We start from the raw sequence: 19,239 nt of genomic DNA, 5'->3' as shown, positions 1-19,239 counted from the left end.
TTATCCAGCTTCTTCCCGATGGATACCAAACCATGATCGGAGAGAATGGCTCCACCCTCTCCGGTGGAGAACGTCAACGTATCTCCATTGCCAGGGCCCTGTTAAAAGATGCTCCGGTTATCCTACTGGATGAGGCTACCGCCAGCTTGGATGTGGAAAACGAGAGTGCAGTTCAGGCTGCCCTGTCAAGGTTGCTGAAGGACAAAACGGTGCTTATTATCGCGCATAGGATGCGGACAGTAGCAGGCGCTGACCGGATTGTCGTGCTGGAAAATGGTAAGGTCGCCCAACAGGGCAGCCCGGCACAGCTGATGGAGCAGGGAGGACTTTACCGGCATATGGTGCAACTACAGCAGGAAAGCTCCTCATGGACCCTTGGTTCATAAGACTAAGTTCTTTCGGTGATGTACATAAAAGGGCTGAGCATGATTTTTATCATACCCAGCCCCTTTTTTCATTGTGTGAGGAATAATATTGGATCAGATTATGTTGATTCTAGTAAAGAAGGCCCGAGTCAATTTTCTCAAGCCAGAGGTCATAGAGCGCTTTGACGTCTTCCTTGAATTCCTCCGCAGTTTGTTCTTCTTTCTGTTGTAGTGTATCGAGCACTTCAAAAACAAAGACATCTTTGCCCAGCGCATCCCAATCCTTAGCAATCTTCCGGTCAACGCAGGATCCGGTCATTTGGGCAAACTGAAAGCGATTACGACTCCCGGTCAGTTCGGTGGTCCATTGAAGAAGCAGCCTGCCGTTTTGGGTGTTTTTGATGGCGAAAACGCCGCCTTCCCGCCGACGTTCTTTATAAGCGCGGATCATTTCTTTGCGATCTTTCTCCATGATATCGAACCCCCTTTCACTATGACAGTAAAAGACAAATGTAGTGATTATTATATCCATCGCAAAGGAGGATGTCAACTGCTCGGACAAAGAAAAAGAAAGTCCAGAAAACTCTGGACTTTCCCTAATTAGTTGAGTTAGTTTGCCGCTTTAATGGTGTCAACAATCCCCATTGCAACAGCGTTTGCCGTACGGAAGATGGTGAAGGAATCACAGAGAGACTCATACTCCCAGGGATTGGACATGAAGCCGTTCTCCACCAGGACGCTGGGACAGAATGTCATTCGTGTTACCCGATAGGTGGACTGGATGGCGCCTCTTGGCTCTCGTCCTAAGCATTGTGTCATGGTGTCGTGAAGAATCTGCGCAAACTGAGCAGAAGTATTGTAATGATAATAGATTTCTGTACCGCTGACGCTGGAAGAGTCGGTGGTTTCTGCCACTGAGTTTTGATGGAAGGAGATATAAAAATCTACCTTCATATTTTCGGGAGGAAGGCATCTTTCTTCATAAGAAAGGCGGGTGTCATTAGAACGGGTCAGGGAAACAGTAGCTCCTAGAGCTTCCAGCTGTCTTTGTGTCTCATAGGTAATGGCAAGGTTAATATCCTTTTCTGTTGCGCCACTGCTGCCGCCAGGTCCCAAGGAACCGGGATCCTCTCCGCCATGCCCGGCATCGAGAGCAACGACTACGCCTTCCAGAGGCCGGGCCGGATTATCGGAAAGTTTTGGAGGAAGCAAGAAGGAGAGTACCAAATTGCCATCCAGATCAAATTCCACATTATAGCCCCAGAGAGAAAGGCCTTCCCGTAGGGTAAACTGGAGCGTTACACTTTCATCGTCGTTAACCCGTTGGGAGATATCGGAGAATAGATCTCCATATTCAAAAAGCCCTTCCTGTATATTGACAGTATTATAAAGGGTGATGGTGAAGACGTCGTCATCGAGATCAGCGTGAAAAGCGGGACGGGCTGTACCCTTGATGGTATAGGTTTGGTCTCCATTTTCGGCCTGCTCCATGGTAACCTCGCTGACATTATTTTGGAAGGAGGCTTCTCCCTCCACGAAATCTATGGTGCTTTTTTGAATCCACCCTCCGCTGGAAAGCTGGCACATATCATCGGTTTGATCGGTGACCAAATCTACACAGCCTTGTTTCAAGGTGGCAATAATGTCACTATTGGTATTGCTTTCACTAAAGACGGTACCGATGTATTCAGCCGCCTGCATCACCAATTTGCCACCCTCACCAACAACGTAGATCTCTCCCAGGGAAGAGGTAGTGCTGGTTTTTCCTTCATAGGTGAGCACATAGCTGACAGTCCCCACCTTGGTAGTTACATTTTCCGGATAGTCTTCTGCAAGGGTTGCGGTTCCTTTGAAGAGGGCCGGTACGCCGTCCTCTGCAATGGCGACTTGCTCCAGTGGTATATGCATGCCGTCAAAAATGGCAGTGACCTCCCCGCCGGCAGGAGCAATACAGGAAAAGGTGACCTCTTCACCAGCATAGGCGCCATAAGAAGCGCTGGGGAAAACTGAGCTTTCTAAAATAGAGGAAATGGTGGAGACTTCTCCAGAGCCTTCCTCCTCACGGATAATGGTAAGAGAACGGGACACATTTTCCCCCTGTTCAAAGGTAAAACTGTTTTCCCCTAAAGAAAGTTCAACCAGTACGCCAAAAGTACCGCCTTCTCCACGGGCTTCTACATCTTCGCCGTTAAGGGTCAAGGGCAGAGAGGGGTCCGAGGTGCCCATGATGAAATATTTGCTGTAATAGGTCGTAAATTCTTCACTTGAGGGCCGGGTAATTTCCAAAGTCTGCCCATAGCTGAGATCGACAGAGATTGCCTGTTCCGATTCTGGCATGGCATACATGGAAGCGGTGTAGACGTTTACGCCCTGACTATCAGAGGCGAGATCAGCGTATGTGGAGAGAATATGGCCTTTAAAATTTTGCAGACGGTTGAGATAAATCTGATCAGCCAAAGCAAACTGATCTCCGCTTTGCGCTTCGGCTACACGGTTGAGGGTGATGACAGGAATACGGTAGTAATCGGAAGTCTCGCCCCACCACTGAACAAGGGATCGGTAGTCTCCTGATTCACCGTCAATGCTATAAAAAAGCTCAGGGGTAATGTAGTCTACCAGTCCTTGCTCCATGATGGATGCAACATCAATGGCCTGATCGTCCGCAGCGAAGGCAGCGCTACCCCGGATACTCTCATCCATCTGGCTGTTGACCCCAGGGACGGTGATGCCAAAAGAAACATCAGCATTTGCAGTGGCAGTATGCACGGCGGAGAGCAAAGCAATAATGCTGCTTTGGTGGAAAGAGGCAAGATCGGAAGCGGCGGATTGACCCGCAAAGGCAGACTCACTGGACATACCACTCTGATAGCCAATATCCACGAGATGAAGACCGTCCACATTGTAATTGGTGACAATTTCCGAAGCCAGATCCCCAACGAATTTTTGAAAGTCTTGATTGGCGGGATCAAACTTGAGGATGCCGTCGGTGGTGGTCAGCAGCCATTGGGGATTTTCAAGGGCCGGATGTTTTTCATAGAGTCCATCTGTCGTGGTAATGGCACCCAAATCATAGGGATTTACCACTACGTAGACCCGGATTCCATTTTGGTGGGCCTCCTTGATAAAAAGCCGCAGAGGATCGTATTTCGTGCGATTGTCCTGTTTGCCGTCAATATGTGAGGTGGAAGGAAGAAGGTCAGAGTCATAATAGGCCTCTCCTCCTGTGACAGCATCCACATAGATGGTATTATAGCCATAGGTGACAGCGTGTTCCACAATGGAAGCGATGTGATCTTGCATCTCCCCTTTGCTCATATCTTCTTCGGGAATCAGCGCGTTTTCTCCGAACCCCTGAACATAGAAACTGCGGATCTCCGCAGGGGTTTCCAGCTCTACTGTATCCCGCTGAAATTGCAGAGAAATGGGCAGATAATCCCGCACCAAAAAGAAAGCACCGGCGCCGAGGCCGACAACCAAAATGATGACCAAAAGACTGAGCAGATATTTTTTCTTCACACCGCATCACCTCTCTGTTATCTTACCACAGTCCGCCTATTTTTTCGAGAAAAATGGGGTGAATATTGAATGAATATTTTGGAAGATGGCCACAAATTGGGCAGAAAAAAGAACGCGCTGTTATCCATACAGCGCGTTCTTTTTTGAGAAGCCGCTACAGAGTGGCCAATTCTTTAAAATTATCCTTGAGAGATGGATACAACTTGACATACAGCCGATAGAATGCTTCGTATTTGTCGATGTTGTCCGGATTGGGAGCCTGTGTCTTATTTTTCTTAATGACCCGGCGACAACCTTCCTCCACAGAGGGATAGATGCCTGCGCCTACGCCGGCCAAAATAGCCACACCAAGAGCAGGACCTTCTTTGGAATTGACGGTAGAAACGTTGCAGTTAAACAGATCGGCTAACATGGAACGCCACAAGGGGCTGGTTCCGCCTCCTCCGCAGGCCATCATGTCGTTGATTTCAGTTCCCATCTCCCGGATGATCTCGATGCAGTCACGCAGGGAATAGGAAACGCCCTCCAGAATAGCGCGAATGAGATCAGCCTTTTGATGGATAGCAGAGAGCCCAAAGAATACACCGCGGCAGTCTGTATCCAGATGAGGGGTGCGTTCACCCATGAGATAAGGCAGATAAATCAGCCGATTGGAACCGACGGGGATCTTTTCCGCCATATTATCCATAATGTAATAGGGATCCACACCCTCTTTTTCTGCCTGCGCGATTTCTTCGTGGCAGAAGTTGTCCCTAAACCATTTGAGGGAGAGTCCGGCACCTTGGGTGACACCCATAATGTGCCAGCAGCCGGGGACAGCACAACAGAAGGTATGTACACGGCCCTTGGGGTCGATAGAAATATCAGAAGTATGAGCGAAGACAACGCCGCTGGTGCCGATGGTGGTAAAGGCTTTTCCGTCCTCTACAATACCGGTACCGACAGCTGCCGCCGCGTTATCACCCGCACCGCCGACGACAATGGTGCCTTCCTGCAGCCCGGTCATAGCGGCGACCTGGGCAGTAATGGTGCCGGTGACTTCCGGGGATTCATAGACCTTGGCAAGCAGGGACTTATCAATGTCCAGCAGATCTAGCAGCTCATCAGACCAGCAGCGGTTGGGGACATCCAGCAGCTGCATGCCGGAAGCATCGGAAACTTCTGTGGCATACTCTCCGGTCAGCATAAAGCGGATATAATCTTTCGGCAGAAGAATATGACGGCATTTTGCGTAGTTTTCCGGCTCGTTGTTGCGCACCCAGAGGATTTTGGCAGCGGTAAAGCCGGTAATGGCGGGGTTGGCAGTGATTTCAATCAGCTTTTCCCGGCCCACCTTGGCGGTGATTTCCTCCACCTCTTTGCCGGTGCGCTGATCACACCAGATGATGGATTTGCGGATGACCTGGTTATTTTCGTCCAGCATGACCAAGCCGTGCATCTGGCCGGACAAGCCAATGCCTTTGATATCTGCAGGATTGACGCCGCTTTTGGAGACACAGTCTTTCAGTGTCTGGACGGTGGCGTTCCACCAATCTTCAGGATCCTGTTCCGCCCAACCGTTGTGGGGCTGATAGAGAGGATATTCGACGGTGCTGGAAACAATGGTATTACCGTCCGTATCAAACAGTACGGTTTTGGTACCGCTGGTACCAATGTCAATGCCGATTAAATATTGCATGGCAAACCCTCCTTTTGATCATTCCAAAGTTTTCTTATTATAGATCATATCACTAATTTCTATCAAACACAATATGGGAACTTTGTAAGAAAAATCCTTAGAAACTTTAGCTAGTAAATAGCCTTTCGGGAAAAGTGATGAAAAACGGGCAAGTTGTTAGTACAACTTGCCCGTTTTATAATTTGAAATCATCAGGACTATACTGGGTGAGGAGCCGGGGCTTTTTGGGGATTCTTTTAAGAGGATCATAACTGAATTTTCGGCAGCTGTGGTAGGGGGTAACAACACCGCGTTTGGGGCAGAGGATGATGGAATCGTCCCTTCCCGGACGCCCCAAGGCACAATAGATACAAGCAGGTTCAATGCGGTTTCCAAAAAGCTTTGCCAAGTGTTCACATCCTCTCGTTTTCTTTCTTTTTATTCTATCATATTCTTCGCTGCTTTGCTACGGGATTTTCTGCCCTCACCGGAAGTTGGGGAAAGAGAGAGAAGAAGAACCGCACAGAGAAGAAGGATACAGACGGCAGCGGGGATATTCCCATAGGAAATAGCGAGACGGGGGGAGGACTCAAATGCGGCGCTGATCAGAGCCAAGGGAACCGCCCGCAAAATCAGATGTGCAATTATACCGGTAATAGCCGCATGGGCCAGACGGGAGATGAGGAAGGGAAGAAGATTTAGATGGTGATCTTTTATAAGGGCAATGACCTGACAGATAATGGAGACACTGGAAAAGGAAACTAGGACGCTGCAAAGGGTAAAAGCGGTGAGTACATCATTTTGAGCGCTTTGGAGACATCCCTGGGTTACTTCCAGAAATCCATAGACCAAAGGTGTTACTATTGCGCCGTCCGCGAAGGAAGAAAGCTTTTGACAGAAAAAATCCATCCAACCGGAGGCGGTGAGGAGGGAGGTGACAGCACTTAAAAAGACAATAAAGGCGCTGACGGTGAACATGGAAGAAGCGCCGCCGCAAACCGATTCCACAAAGGCTACCGGTATAGTCATGGGAGGAGTCGGTTTTGCCTCATTTTTGGGAGGAACCTTGTGAAAAAGGCCGAGAAAGGTGCCGATGAGGAGGGAGGATAATATCTGAGAGACTAGAAGAATGACACCCAGCGCGGTGGAGTGGAGCATGGAAAGCCCCACAGTCCCGATGAGAAAGGCGGGCCCTGCGTTGACGCAAAAGCAGAGCATCCGGCTGGCTTGTGCCTTGTCTATTTTTTTCTGCTCCAAAAGCCCGGAAATCATTTTTGCACCTACGGGATAGCCACCCAGCATGCTCATGATGACGGCGCATCCGCAGGAGGAAGGAAGCTTCAATATATAACGGGTGATGGGAGAAAAGGGACGGGAGATAAGCTCCCCCAGTCCCGAATTTGTAAGAAAGCAGGACAGCACTACGAAGGGGAAAAGGGAGGGGATGACAATGCCGGCGCAAAGAGTCAAACCATCACGGGCACCCTGGGCGCTGGACTGGGGATAGAGGAGGATACTAGTGCACAGCGCCCCAGCGGCCAACAGAATCAAAAAGGTTTTCATTGGTTTGGAATGTCCGAACTTTTTCATGATGGCAGATTCCTCCCTTCTGGGATGCGGATTGGGTATGAAAGGTCCCTTTTTCCAATATATATGTAAACGGACAAAAGATATGAGTTGCTGTACGTTTGGCAGCGCTGGAGTTAGGAAGGAACCTGGGATCAACCAAGGAAATGAGGTGGGAAATTTGGCGAGGGAGAAGAGGAGAAACCGAAGGCAACTGCCTGTAGAGGAGATGCCCAAAGACAAGATGGCTTCGAAAGTAGCCAAAGTCATCGGTGTACCGGAAGACGCGTTTACAACTCAGCCCCAAATCGAGCTCTCTGGAAATCGGGAGGCGGTGGTAGAAGGGTGTCAGGGGATATTGGAATATGACGAGTGTGTTATCCGTTTGAGCCTGGGAAAGATGATGCTGCGCTTTTGCGGCAGAAATCTTCAGCTGCGATGTATGGCGGCGCAAAGTGTCGTGGTGGAGGGATATATTATGTCCATGGAGTTTTTAACCTGACCACAGCCGCTGGATCTCTGACCTGATTTTCGAAAGGAAATTTTTGCAGTAAAGGAGAGCATCATGTTTATCGTCAGACTGTTCCGGTGGCTTTGCGGCTATGTGGAGTTCGAGGTAACCGGCAACTTTGTGGAGCGCTTTCTCAACCTAGCCATGCGGGGTGGGGTCAACATTTGGGGACTTAGCCATCGCACAGATAAAGTGATCGGTTGCGCCCTGTTACGGGATTACAAGCGCTTTCGAAAGTTTACCCGGAAAACAGGGGTCCGGGTACGGCATATCGGCACATACGGTATGCCTTTTGTCGCTAAAAGATACCGCAAACGGGTGGGAATCCTCATCGGTGTGGCGGCATTTTTTGTTTTTTTGGCCGTCATGTCCCAGTTTATTTGGCAGATCGAAGTCAACGGTTGTAAAACGGTGGATCCGCAGACCGTCTTGGATGCGGTAGAAGAATATGGGCTGAGAGAGGGAGTGTTGCGAAGCCAGCTGGACACACGGGAAATTGAAAATCGTGTCATGATCAAGCTGGATACCCTCTCCTGGATCGCGATCAATATCCAGGGGAGCCGCGCTACCATCGAAATCCAGGAGAGGGTCAATCCACCGGAAATGTTGCCGCTAGATGATCCATGTAATGTGGTAGCGAAGCATGAGGGAATGATTACCCGGGTGGAGGCCCACGACGGCAAAGCCATGGTCCAAAAGGGAGATGCCGTGAAAGAGGGGGAGCTGTTAATCAGCGGTATTATCGAATCGAAAAGCGGCAAAAATATACTGAAACACGCCTGGGGAAAGGTTATCGCTATGTACGAGGAAAACTTGAGCATCCGGATTCCCCTGAAGCAGCGTCACGAGGTTCTTTCTCAGGAAAGCAGCCCAAAAAGCTATCTACGAGTCGGTGGGATAGATATTCCTTTGTCCATCGGTGGTTCTCCCGGAGAAAATGCGAAGGTTTCGGTGGAGGAAAAACAGCTTTCCATTTTTGGAATGCCGTTGCCATTGTATCATGTTGTCAAAACATATCGTTCTTTCTCCTATGAAGAAGTGACGATTTCTCAGAATGAGGCGAAGTCCCAGGCCCTGAGAAGGCTGGAGCAGATGGAAAACGAAGCCATCGGAGAGTGTGAAAGCAAGGAAAAAACAGTCAATGGCATTGTGGATGGGGATCACTATGTCCTTACTGCAAGGTTTGTGGTTGAGAAAGATATAGGAGCCACTGAAAAAATATGGACAGATCAGCCGGCCGAAGCGGAAAATTCTCAGTAAATTTTGCAGAAACCCTAGTAAAATTTAATAGTATTTGCTATAATAAACTGTACATACTGGGCAATTGCTCCAGGTTTGTGAAAATTTCGTTTGATGCGGGTGGCTTTGGAAAAATTCGGAACACGCTGCAATATCAGACGGGGATTCAGGTGAATGGATGATCGAAAGGATAGTCAATGTAGAGCGGATGGAACATGCCGTTGCGCTCTTCGGAAACTTTGATGAGAACATAAAAATAGTAGAAAAGGAATATGGAGTTACCATCCTCTGCCGGGGAACAGAAGTCAAGATTGCCGGTGAGGAAGAACAGGTGGATAAGGCACGTCGCGCGGTGGAAGGCCTCCTCGCCATATTGGAAAAGGGAGAGGCTTTGAACGATCAGAATGTCCGCTATGTCATCTCTATGGTGGCAGAGGGCACCGAGGATAAACTGGCGGCTTTGGCGGGAGATTGTATCTGCATCACCGCCAAGGGAAAACCTCTTCGTCCTAAGACGCTGGGGCAGAAGCGCTATGTGGATGCGATTCAGAACAACACCATTGTTCTAGGTATCGGCCCGGCCGGAACGGGAAAAACCTATCTTGCTGTGGCTATGGCGGTCCGGGCTTTCCGCAAAGGGGATATCAACCGGATCATTTTAACCCGGCCGGCAGTGGAGGCAGGGGAGAAGCTGGGATTTCTGCCCGGTGACCTGCAAAATAAGGTGGATCCGTATCTGCGGCCTCTTTACGATGCGCTCTTCGATATGCTGGGGCCGGAAAACTACCAGAAATATCTAGAGCGGGGCAATATCGAGGTAGCGCCTTTGGCCTATATGAGAGGCCGGACACTGGATGACAGTTTTATTATCCTGGATGAAGCTCAAAATACCACGCCAGAGCAGATGAAAATGTTTTTGACCCGCTTAGGTTTTAACTCTAAAGCGGTTATTACCGGGGACATTACCCAGATCGACTTGCCGGATGAGCGTAAATCCGGCTTGGTGGAAGCTTCGAGAGTCCTCAAACGGGTAGAGGATATCAGTATTGTCAACTTTAATGAGAAGGACGTGGTGAGACACCGTCTGGTGCAGGAAATCATCAAGGCCTATGAAAAATATTATGAGGACGGAAAACGCCGCAAATAGAAATGGGGGAATGGACATGGAAAGCTTAAAGGTACTGATTTCAAATAAACAGAAGGAAGTGAAAATTCCTACGGGAATGCGTCTGCTCATCCGCCGTTGTTGCAACGCTGTGTTGGTGCTGGAGAATTTCGAGGGCATTGCAGAGGTTTCGGTGAGCTTTGTCAACAACGCGCAGATCCGACAGCTCAACCGTGAATACCGGCATAAGGATATGCCCACCGATGTGCTCAGCTTTCCGCTGGGAGAAAACGGCGTCTATGATATCAACCGGGAAACTGGAGCTCAGCAGCTGGGGGACATTGTCATCTCTATGGAAAAGGCGGTGGAGCAGGCGGAGAGATACGGCCATTCCCTTCAGCGGGAGGTGGGCTTCCTCACAGTCCACTCTATGCTCCACCTTTTAGGCTATGACCATGAGGCCGGCGGCATCCAGGCGGTCCATATGCGGGAAAAGGAAGAGACTGTCATGGCAAGGCTGGGGCTCCAGCGGGATGCCAGCTATGTGTTTGAAGATGAGTAAATATGGCTTTTCGGCCCTGGGGCGCGGATTTCTCTACGCGCTGCGGGGCTTTTGTCACTGTGTCAAAACTCAGAGAAACCTACGCATCCATTTAGTAGCCGCGTTCCATGTATTTCTCCTCAGTCCCTTTTATCATTTTACCAAAGGGGAATATGGGGTGCTGTGTTTAGCCTGTGGATTGGTCATCAGTGCAGAAATGGTCAACACGGCTCTGGAGGAATTTTGTGATGGCCAATATCCTGGCTATAGTCCGGTGGCAAAACGGGTTAAGGATGTGGCGGCAGGAGCGGTACTTCTCTGCGCGCTGGCCGCGGCTGGGGTAGGCGTCATCTTTTTCTGGGATATGGAAGCGTTTGGGCGGATGGCTCAATTTATCACTCTTTATCCTTGGTCCCCCGTAATTCCTGTGGCAACGTTGGCCGCTGGAATCATCTGGGCCATGAGCACAAAGAAAAAAGAACCAATGAAAGAAAAGGAATCGAAAGAAAGATGATGGATAGTAACAATACAAAATCGGGCTTTATCGCCATTGTGGGCAAGCCCAATGTAGGAAAATCCTCCCTTCTCAACGTCTTGGTAGGGGAAAAGGTGGCCATTGTGTCGGCAAAGCCTCAGACTACCCGCACCCGGATTACCGGTGTGCTGACGGAGGGGGAAACCCAACTGGTCTTTATTGACACACCGGGACTGCATAAGCCAAGGACGAAGCTCAGCGAATATATGGTGGAGCAGGTCAAAGGCTCGGTGACCGATGTGGATCTGGCGGTTTTGGTGGTTGACGCCACCGTCAAGGAGATCACCAAGGCAGAACGGGAGCTCATGGAAAATTTTTCTTCCATGGATCTGCCAGCTATTTTGGCGCTTAACAAAATTGACCTGTTGGAAAAGAAAGAGACGCTGATGGAGAAAATCCAGGCGTTTTCGGAGGCCTATGAGTTTGCCCATATCCTGCCTTTGTCTGCAAGCACGGGTGAAGGGGTAGAAAAACTCAAAGAAATTTTAATCGAGAGTGCCCAACCAGGCCCACACTTTTTCCCAGACGACGCTTTGACCGATCAGCCAGAACGGGTCATTGTGGCCGAGATCATCAGGGAAAAGATTCTCAACAATATGTCCCAGGAAATCCCCCACGGCACAGCGGTTTCCATTGAATCCATGAAAGAAAGACCGGGAGGAAAGCTGATGGATATCCACGCCACCATCCTCTGTGAAAAGCAGAGCCATAAGGGGATGGTCATCGGGAAGAATGGAGCCATGCTCAAAAAGATAGCGTCAGAGGCCAGGGTGGAAATTGAGAGCTTTCTTGACTGCAAAATCAACCTGCAATGCTGGGTTAAGGTCAAGGATGATTGGAGAAATAAAGAGCGCATCATCAAGGAATTGGGCTTTCAGTAATCGTCGTCGAAAGATTATTTTAGATCGCAATAAAGAAAAGGAGAGGTGTGCCATGGAAAGCAATAAAAAAAGAAACTGGATCTTTGGAGGATTCTCTCTCATCATTTTGCTTTTGGAATACTTCATTTGCCGCTACCTTTTCTTTGATCTGCATGGAATGAGGGAATTTCCCCAGCTTTTACTGCTTGTGGGAGTGGTTTTCCTTTTACTGGCGGCGGCAGGAGGCCAAAAAATATTTTCAATATCCGTCTTAGCCGGTTATCCTTTGGGCTTTATCTGCGGCATGGCCCTGCAAAGTTATGGCACCGATCCCGGAGGAGGAAGAACCTCCAATGGCTGGATCATCTGGGGCGGCATCTTCTTGGCCTGTGTGGTTGTAGGGGTTCTGATAGATTTGGCTAAAAGAAAAGTGAAAAAATAAGAAGGCTTGTACATAATTTTTCTCCATTGTCAAGACTAAAGTTTTGCCAATAGTGGTGTACTTTCCCGCTGATATCAGCTGATGGAATGGACAGAATTCTAATAAAGAATTCCAAAACGGAAAGGCGGTTTTGACAATGGATTTGAGAGCGATGAACGCATGGAAGAAGTTTGAGCAGACCGGGAGTATTGCGGCCTATATGCAGTACCGCCAGCTTCTCAACAATGTGGACAACGGCGAGGAAACCGCTGATTTTTTGGGAGAAGGCGAGGAAACAGCCAATGCTGATTACGACCGATGGACTGGTCATCAAACAAAGGACCATGGATACAGATGACAGCCTTCTCACCATTTTAACCAAAGACCTTGGGGTGGTTTATGCTTATGCCAAAGGGGCGAAGAGGATGAAAAGTTCTCTGCTTTCCTCTACCGAGCTTCTTTGTTATTCTCACTTTGTGCTATTTAAAAACCGGGAGAGGTACAGTGTCAACAACGCTGACCTCAATCAGGTCTTTTTTGGCGTCAGGGAGGATATTACAAAGCTCTCCCTGGCTACATATTTTGCGCAACTTTCCGGCATTGTCCTCCCGGTGGAGGAGCCGGAGGAAGAAGCGCTGCGCCTGTTTTTAAACTGTTTGCACCTTCTTGAAAAGGACAAGCTTCCCCAGACACAGCTCAAGGCGATTTTTGAACTGCGTCTGATGACCCTCTGCGGATTTATGCCGGATTTGGTGGGCTGTGCCGGCTGCGGCACCTATGAGGCGGTAGAAATGTATTTTGTACCACAAAGCGGGGAAATCCTTTGTGGCAATTGTAAAGGACGAGCGGCAACGCCGGTGTTTCCCCTGAGCCGGTCGGTTTTACAGGCTATGCGGCATATTATCTACAGCGATTTTTCCAAGCTGTTTGCGTTTGCGTTGGCGCCAGAATCCCTGGAACAGTTATCTTTGGCATCAGAGCGTTTTGTCAAAGCACAGGTGGATACCCCTTTGCCCACCCTGGACTTTTATCAATCATTACAATCATAAATTTTCTGAAAGTTACTGACTTTCTATCATAGAATCGGAGGTTCTCCATGAATTTATCACGACACTATAAAGCACTGGAACTGGATAAGGTGCTTTTGATGCTGGCGGAGGAGACAAGCTTTTCCGACGCACGGGAACGGGCGTTGGAAATTACCCCCTCCACCGATTTTGAGCGGGTGCAGATGCTCATCCGCCGTACATCGGACGCCCACAGCCTGACGGCGCGTTATGGCTCCCCCACCATTCTCAGCATTCAGAATGTGGCGGGGCCCCTTCGACGCGCTCAGGTGGGCGCGTCCCTTAGCCTGAAGGAGCTGCTACATATTGCAGAGGTATTGCGCACTGTCCGGGGCCTCTGCCAGTGGCGGCGGCAGTGCGAAACTATGGGCAGCGAGCTTTCCCAGCTCTTTTCCTGCCTTACTCCCAACAGGGAGGTGGAGGAGGCCATTACCTCCGCTGTCCTCAGCGAGGATACCCTGGCCGACAACGCCAGCCGGGATTTGCAGGAAATCCGGCGGAAGATCACCAATGCAGGGCTTCATGCCCGCCATGTGCTGGATAAAATTATCCATTCCACCACCTATCAGAAATTTCTTCAGGAACAGATCGTCACCATCCGGGACGGTCGGTTTGTAGTTCCAGTAAAAAGCGAATATCGAAATGAAGTCAAAGGATTGGTCCATGATACATCGGGCTCTGGCGCCACCTTATTCATTGAGCCCATGAGCGTAGTAGAAGCAAATAACGAGATCAAAGTCCTTCGGGCCAAAGAAAAGACCGAGATGGAACGGATTGTTGCGGCCCTTTCCGCTCAGGCAGGCATGTTTGCCGATGAAATCTTAGACAGCTACGACGCAGTAATCGAGCTGGATATCATCTTTGCCAAAGCCCGCCTTGCTTATAAAATGAAAGCCAGTGTACCAGTGGTGAGAAATGATGGTGTTGTTAACCTCATCAAAGCACGCCATCCCCTCATTGACCCTAAACATGTAGTACCCACCGACATCTCTATTGGAAAAAGCTTTGACACTCTGGTCATTACCGGCCCTAACACAGGAGGAAAGACAGTATCCCTCAAAACTTTGGGGCTTTTTTGTGCCATGGCCATGTGTGGGATGATGATCCCTGCCTTTGACGGCAGTGAGATCAACGTATTTTCCAACATATTGGCCGATATTGGGGATGAGCAGAGCATTGAGCAAAGCCTTTCTACTTTTTCGGCCCATATGACCAATATCGTCAAAATACTCCAGGTGGCGGATCACCATACCCTGGTGCTGCTGGACGAACTGGGCGCCGGCACCGATCCGGTAGAAGGTGCCGCCTTGGCCACCGCTGTTTTGGAACGGCTGCGGGAGTTAGGATGCAGGATTGCGGCCACCACCCACTATGCGGAGTTAAAAATGTACGCCCTCAATACCTCTGGAGTAGAAAACGCCTGCTGTGAATTTGATGTAGCGACTTTAAGCCCTACCTACCGGCTTCTCATTGGCATGCCGGGACGATCCAACGCCTTTGCCATTTCGGAACGGCTGGGCCTGACTGGGGACATTGTGGCACGGGCCAAGGAACTGATGAGCGGGGAGCATATTCGCTTTGAAGATGTGGTCTCCGACCTGGAGCAGTCCCGTCAGGAATTGGAACAAGAGCGGGATGAGGCTAGAAAGCTGCGGATGGAGCTGGAAATGCGCCGCAGGGAGATGGAAAAGCAAAAAGAAACGCTGGAAAAGCAGAAGGAACAGGAGATGGAGCGGGCTAGATCCCAGGCAAAACGGTTGGTGGATCAGGTCAAATACGATTCCCAGAAGCTGATGGAAGAGATCGAGGAAATCCGCAAGCAGAAGGAAAACGAAAACTATGCGGCTATGGCGGCCAAGGCCAAAAGTGAGCTGAGGGCCAAATTAGAGCGGCTGGAGGATGCTTCCAATCCGGTGGTAGCAAAGACAAATGAAGGCTACCGACTCCCTAGAAAACTCAAACAGGGCGACGAGGTCCTGATTGTGGATATTGACAAGCGGGGGACGGTCATTGCCCCTCCCGATGGAGAATATGTGCAGGTTCAGGCAGGTATTATCAAAACCAAGGTGCATTTAAAGAATCTGCGGCTGATTGAAAACCAGCCTAAAAAACCGGTTTTTTCCAATACCAGGAATGTGCGGACTTCCGCGAAAAAGATGCAGATGCAGGCCAAAATGGAAATCGACCTGCGTGGCATGATGGTGGAGGAGGCCCTCATGGAGCTGGACCAGTATATCGACAGTTCTGTGCTGGCAGGGCTTGGCACCATTACCATCATCCATGGCAAAGGAACCGGCGCCCTGCGGGCAGCGGTACAGGCTCATCTGCGTAAGCATCCCAGTGTCAAGGATTTCCGCCTTGGCACCTATGGGGAAGGGGAAAGCGGCGTAACCATTGTCAATCTAAAATAGACATTCATAGCCCATGAAAGGGGAAGTAACATGGCTCTCAACATACGGGAAATCGATCGCTATCTTCAGGGGGATTCTCTCAGCGGATACGAGGTCTTCGGCGCTCATCTCTGCCATGAATATGACCAGGATGGCGTCAGGTTTACCGTGTATGCACCAGGAGCCGCTAAGGTGGAAATTATCGGTTCCTTTAACCAGTGGGTAACCTGGCCGATGCAGCGGGAGGAAAGCGGAATCTGGAGCGTCTTTATCGGTGGGGCAAAAGAAGGGGATATGTACAAATATCATATTACCACGGCCCAGGGGGAAGTCTATGATCGAATGGATCCCTTTGCCTTTTACAGTGAGGTGCGGCCTGCGACAGCCTCCATTGTCTATCAGGTAGAGGGCTACCCTTGGGGAGATCAGGAATGGATGAATTCCCGCAGCAAGAATTATAACAGTCCCATGAGCATTTATGAAATACACCCAGGCTCCTGGAAAACCAAAGACGCACAGGAGGATCAGCGTTTTTACCATTATGATGAGCTGGCAGAAGAGCTCATCCCTTACGTGCAGGAGATAGGCTATACCCACGTTGAACTAATGCCGCTGACCGAGCACCCCTTTGACGGTTCCTGGGGATATCAGGTAGCTGGATATTTTAGCCCCACCAGTCGATATGGGGAACCACGGCAGCTGATGAAGCTGGTGGATGCCTGTCATCAAGCGGGGATCGGGGTAATCTTAGACTTTGTACCTCTCCACTTTGTGCGGGATTTTTATGCACTACATATGTATGATGGCGGCTATCTCTATGAAAGCGAGTATGAGGAAAAAAGATACAGCCCCTGGGGGACGGCGCTTTTTGACTTCACCAAGCCCCACGTCCTGAGTTTTCTAAAATCCGCCATTGATTTTTGGCTCTCCCGCTACCACTTTGATGGTATACGTTATGATGCGGTGTCGAATCTAATCTATCATGATGGGGATCCGGGAAAAGGAATCAATGAACCAGGCGTGTGGTTTCTAAAAAATTGCAATTACGCAATAGGGCAGCGGCATCCCAATGTCATGCTCATTGCGGAGGATTCGTCACAGTGCCTAAAGGTGACAGCGCCGGTGGCCTATGGAGGAATGGGATTTGATTACAAATGGAGTCTAGGATGGATGCACGACACCCTGGATTTCTTTGCCCTGCCTCCAGAAGTGAGGGCGGCTAACAAAGAGAAATTTACCCATTCCCTCCATTATTTTTATCAGGATATTTTTATCCTCCCATTTTCTCACGATGAGGTAGTGCATGGGAAGAAGACCATCATCGACAAGCTTTATGGAGATTATGGCCAGAAGTTTGATCAGCTGCGTTGTCTTTACCTGTATATGTACACCCATCCGGGGAAAAAGCTAAACTTTATGGGCAATGAGCTAGCTGAGTTTAAGGAATGGGATGAGGCTAAGCAACTGGGATGGAATCTGCTGACCTATCCTGCTCATGAGGCTTTTTGGCGGTATTATCGTAAGTTATTGCATGTATATAAAGAGCAGCCCGCCCTTTATGGAGAAGACTACAATATGCTAGGCTTCCGTTGGATTGACAAAGGGGAGAGATATCCTGCCCTCTTCGCCTATGAAAGAAGCGCCATGGAGGAAAAGATATTTGTAGTTCTTAACCTGTCCGACCGGCCGGCGCATAACTACATGTTGGATGTGGGGCGCCCAGGTGAATATGAGGTCCTGCTGGACACTGCCCTTCCAGAATATGGAGGCAGTATTTCGCTGAAATCTGTGCTGAAGGCAAAATCTCGCGGCCCTATTCACTGGGGGGTGGACTTGATGATGCAGCCATTAAGCGGCTGTATTATCAAACGAAAAGAGAAATAGTGTTGGTATTAATATGAAAAAAGGCTTCACGCTTTTGCGTGAAGCCTTTCAAATTTTTCTTATTCTGCTTTTAGCATGTCCAGAATATCCTCTTTGGAATGAACACCTACCAGCCGGGATACTTCTTTCCCTCCTTGGAAAAGAATCAGGGTGGGAATACTCATGACGGAATAGCGGGATGCAAGATCGATCTCCTCATCGACGTTGATCTTCCCCACTACCGCCTGAGAGCCCAGTTCATCTGCCACCTCTTCCACAATGGGGGCAAGCATCCTACAAGGAGCGCACCACGGAGCCCAAAAATCCACAAGAACTGGCTGGGAGCTTAGCAAAACGTCCTTTTCAAAACTATCTTTATGAAAATGCATAACACTCATTTCAAAGACCTCCTTCAAGTAATGAATGATCATATAATCATATTATACATCATCTTTCGACCTTTTTGCAAGCTTACAGCCAAAAAGTGAACAAAAACGCAAGAAAAACTGCAAATTGATTATATTAAAGTTCTCTCGTCGCAGTAGTCACAGATCAACATATCCCCACAGTCGGTAAAGGTGCTAGGAAGATACGTCTCCTTCTGGGTGACACACCTAGGATTACAGCATTTCGCTTGGTAATGTTTTCCAAAGTGGACAGGATAATAATTCTTATTATCTAACATGTGAATGATCAGGGACATACGGGCATACATGCCATAGATGGCTTGGTCGAAATAGATAGCGCGGCTGTCTTCATCCACATCCGGCACAATTTCGTCAACACGGGGTAGAGGATGCAGAATACTGAGATCCTTTTTCCCCAGCGCCATTTTGCGTTTATCCAGAACATAGACATTTTTCAGCCGTTCATATTCTTCTAAGGAGGAGAACCGTTCTTGCTGGACACGCGTCATGTACAATACATCCAACATCGGCATTGCTTCTTCCAGAGTGGTAACCTCCATATAGGCGCAACCGGCAGCATCCATAATATCTTTGATATACTGAGGGACCGTAAGTTCCTTTGTGGATATCAGTATAAATTTAGCGTCAAAATGGCACATGGTCTTGATGAGAGAATGAACTGTCCGTCCAAACTTCAAATCTCCGCATAATCCGATGGTCAGACCGTTGAGATCGCCTTTGACCTCCATGAGGGTTGTCAGGTCGGTAAGGGTTTGGGTAGGATGAAGATGTCCGCCGTCTCCTGCGTTAATGATGGGGCAGTTGGAATAAAGAGAAGCCGCTTTGGCAAAGCCTTCCTGGGGGTTTCTCACCGCGATGACATCGGCATAACCGCTAACAATTTTAATGGTGTCCTTTAAATTCTCCCCTTTGGCCACCGAGGAATTCATAGGATTGTCGAAGCCAATGGTTTGTCCACCCAGGCGGAGCATAGCCGTTTGAAAGGACATTTGGGTTCGAGTTGACGGCTCATAAAAAAGAGTGGCAAGGATTTTATTCTGACAAACACCAAAATAATCTCCCGGCCGCTCTTTAATTTCATGTGCGAGTTTGAGAATACTGTGTAGATCGTGGATGGATAGATCGTCAAGATCGATGAGATGTCTGGACAACATAACGGTGACCTCCTGTACAGC

At 49.1% G+C, this 19,239-nt stretch carries 19 protein-coding genes; 12 read left to right on the top strand and 7 right to left on the bottom strand.

What is annotated here, in order from left to right:
* A partial coding sequence (locus ACZ25G_RS00955) for an ATP-binding cassette domain-containing protein (protein WP_463681217.1) occupies nt 1-386 on the top strand: 386 nt, incomplete at its 5' end.
* Between the two features lie 109 nt (nt 387-495).
* Here the strand turns inward: ACZ25G_RS00955 and ACZ25G_RS00950 are convergent.
* From ACZ25G_RS00950 to ACZ25G_RS00930, 5 genes are all read right to left on the bottom strand, one after another.
* The gene (locus tag ACZ25G_RS00950; protein ID WP_342681206.1) at nt 496-837 is read right to left on the bottom strand and encodes a GIY-YIG nuclease family protein; all 342 of its coding nucleotides are present in this window, start codon (nt 835-837) and stop codon (nt 496-498) included.
* A 137-nt stretch (nt 838-974) separates the two neighbouring features.
* A complete protein-coding gene (locus ACZ25G_RS00945; protein WP_463681216.1) occupies nt 975-3,881 on the bottom strand; it encodes an N-acetylmuramoyl-L-alanine amidase in 2,907 nt (968 codons plus the stop codon).
* 154 nt (nt 3,882-4,035) lie between these two features.
* Nucleotides 4,036-5,559 (bottom strand): xylulokinase, encoded by a 1,524-nt coding sequence (xylB, locus tag ACZ25G_RS00940; RefSeq protein WP_342681204.1) that lies wholly within the window; start codon nt 5,557-5,559, stop codon nt 4,036-4,038.
* A 175-nt stretch (nt 5,560-5,734) separates the two neighbouring features.
* Nucleotides 5,735-5,947, bottom strand: coding sequence for a hypothetical protein (locus ACZ25G_RS00935; protein WP_191481958.1), 213 nt, complete (start codon nt 5,945-5,947; stop codon nt 5,735-5,737).
* Between the two features lie 29 nt (nt 5,948-5,976).
* Nucleotides 5,977-7,128, bottom strand: coding sequence for a hypothetical protein (locus ACZ25G_RS00930; protein ID WP_463681215.1), 1,152 nt, complete (start codon nt 7,126-7,128; stop codon nt 5,977-5,979).
* An 82-nt stretch (nt 7,129-7,210) separates the two neighbouring features.
* Between ACZ25G_RS00930 and ACZ25G_RS00925 the strand changes: the two genes are divergently transcribed.
* The 11 genes from ACZ25G_RS00925 (at nt 7,211) to glgB (ending at nt 17,657) form a co-directional block, all read left to right on the top strand.
* On the top strand, nt 7,211-7,606 hold the full coding sequence (locus ACZ25G_RS00925) for a YabP/YqfC family sporulation protein (protein ID WP_463681214.1): 396 nt from the start codon (nt 7,211-7,213) through the stop codon (nt 7,604-7,606).
* Nucleotides 7,607-7,669: 63 nt separating this feature from the next.
* Entirely contained in the window at nt 7,670-8,875 is a 1,206-nt protein-coding gene (gene yqfD, locus ACZ25G_RS00920; RefSeq protein WP_463681213.1) for a sporulation protein YqfD, read from the top strand.
* 157 nt (nt 8,876-9,032) lie between these two features.
* Nucleotides 9,033-10,001 carry a PhoH family protein gene (locus tag ACZ25G_RS00915; RefSeq protein WP_463681212.1) on the top strand — a complete coding sequence of 323 codons (969 nt, stop codon included), beginning with the start codon at nt 9,033-9,035 and terminating at the stop codon, nt 9,999-10,001.
* Nucleotides 10,002-10,017: 16 nt separating this feature from the next.
* Nucleotides 10,018-10,521 carry an rRNA maturation RNase YbeY gene (gene ybeY, locus ACZ25G_RS00910; RefSeq protein ID WP_191481962.1) on the top strand — a complete coding sequence of 168 codons (504 nt, stop codon included), beginning with the start codon at nt 10,018-10,020 and terminating at the stop codon, nt 10,519-10,521.
* Nucleotides 10,514-11,014: a diacylglycerol kinase family protein gene (locus ACZ25G_RS00905; RefSeq protein WP_342681247.1), complete on the top strand. Its 501-nt coding sequence runs from the start codon at nt 10,514-10,516 to the stop codon at nt 11,012-11,014. The genes ybeY and ACZ25G_RS00905 overlap by 8 nt, the downstream gene beginning before the upstream one ends.
* On the top strand, nt 11,011-11,916 hold the full coding sequence (gene era / locus ACZ25G_RS00900) for a GTPase Era (RefSeq protein ID WP_463681211.1): 906 nt from the start codon (nt 11,011-11,013) through the stop codon (nt 11,914-11,916). The genes ACZ25G_RS00905 and era overlap by 4 nt, the downstream gene beginning before the upstream one ends.
* Complete coding sequence (locus tag ACZ25G_RS00895; RefSeq protein WP_463681210.1) at nt 11,867-12,337, top strand: hypothetical protein; 471 nt, start codon at nt 11,867-11,869, stop codon at nt 12,335-12,337. Before era ends, ACZ25G_RS00895 begins: the two co-directional genes overlap by 50 nt.
* A 136-nt stretch (nt 12,338-12,473) precedes the next feature.
* Entirely contained in the window at nt 12,474-12,674 is a 201-nt protein-coding gene (locus ACZ25G_RS00890; protein WP_191481966.1) for a hypothetical protein, read from the top strand.
* Complete coding sequence (gene recO / locus ACZ25G_RS00885; RefSeq protein WP_191481967.1) at nt 12,619-13,365, top strand: DNA repair protein RecO; 747 nt, start codon at nt 12,619-12,621, stop codon at nt 13,363-13,365. Before ACZ25G_RS00890 ends, recO begins: the two co-directional genes overlap by 56 nt.
* A gap of 47 nt (nt 13,366-13,412) precedes the next feature.
* Nucleotides 13,413-15,794 carry an endonuclease MutS2 gene (locus tag ACZ25G_RS00880; RefSeq protein WP_191481968.1) on the top strand — a complete coding sequence of 794 codons (2,382 nt, stop codon included), beginning with the start codon at nt 13,413-13,415 and terminating at the stop codon, nt 15,792-15,794.
* 30 nt (nt 15,795-15,824) lie between these two features.
* Nucleotides 15,825-17,657 carry a 1,4-alpha-glucan branching protein GlgB gene (gene glgB / locus ACZ25G_RS00875; RefSeq protein WP_463681209.1) on the top strand — a complete coding sequence of 611 codons (1,833 nt, stop codon included), beginning with the start codon at nt 15,825-15,827 and terminating at the stop codon, nt 17,655-17,657.
* 59 nt (nt 17,658-17,716) lie between these two features.
* Here glgB and trxA read toward each other — a convergent pair whose 3' ends face one another.
* Complete coding sequence (gene trxA, locus ACZ25G_RS00870) at nt 17,717-18,034, bottom strand: thioredoxin (protein WP_463681208.1); 318 nt, start codon at nt 18,032-18,034, stop codon at nt 17,717-17,719.
* Between the two features lie 119 nt (nt 18,035-18,153).
* The gene (gene pyrB, locus ACZ25G_RS00865) at nt 18,154-19,218 is read right to left on the bottom strand and encodes an aspartate carbamoyltransferase (RefSeq protein WP_463681218.1); all 1,065 of its coding nucleotides are present in this window, start codon (nt 19,216-19,218) and stop codon (nt 18,154-18,156) included.
* Nucleotides 19,219-19,239 lie beyond the last annotated feature (21 nt).

It is taken from the genome of Zongyangia sp. (assembly GCF_965361945.1).
This window is presented reverse-complemented; position numbering and strand designations above follow the sequence as displayed.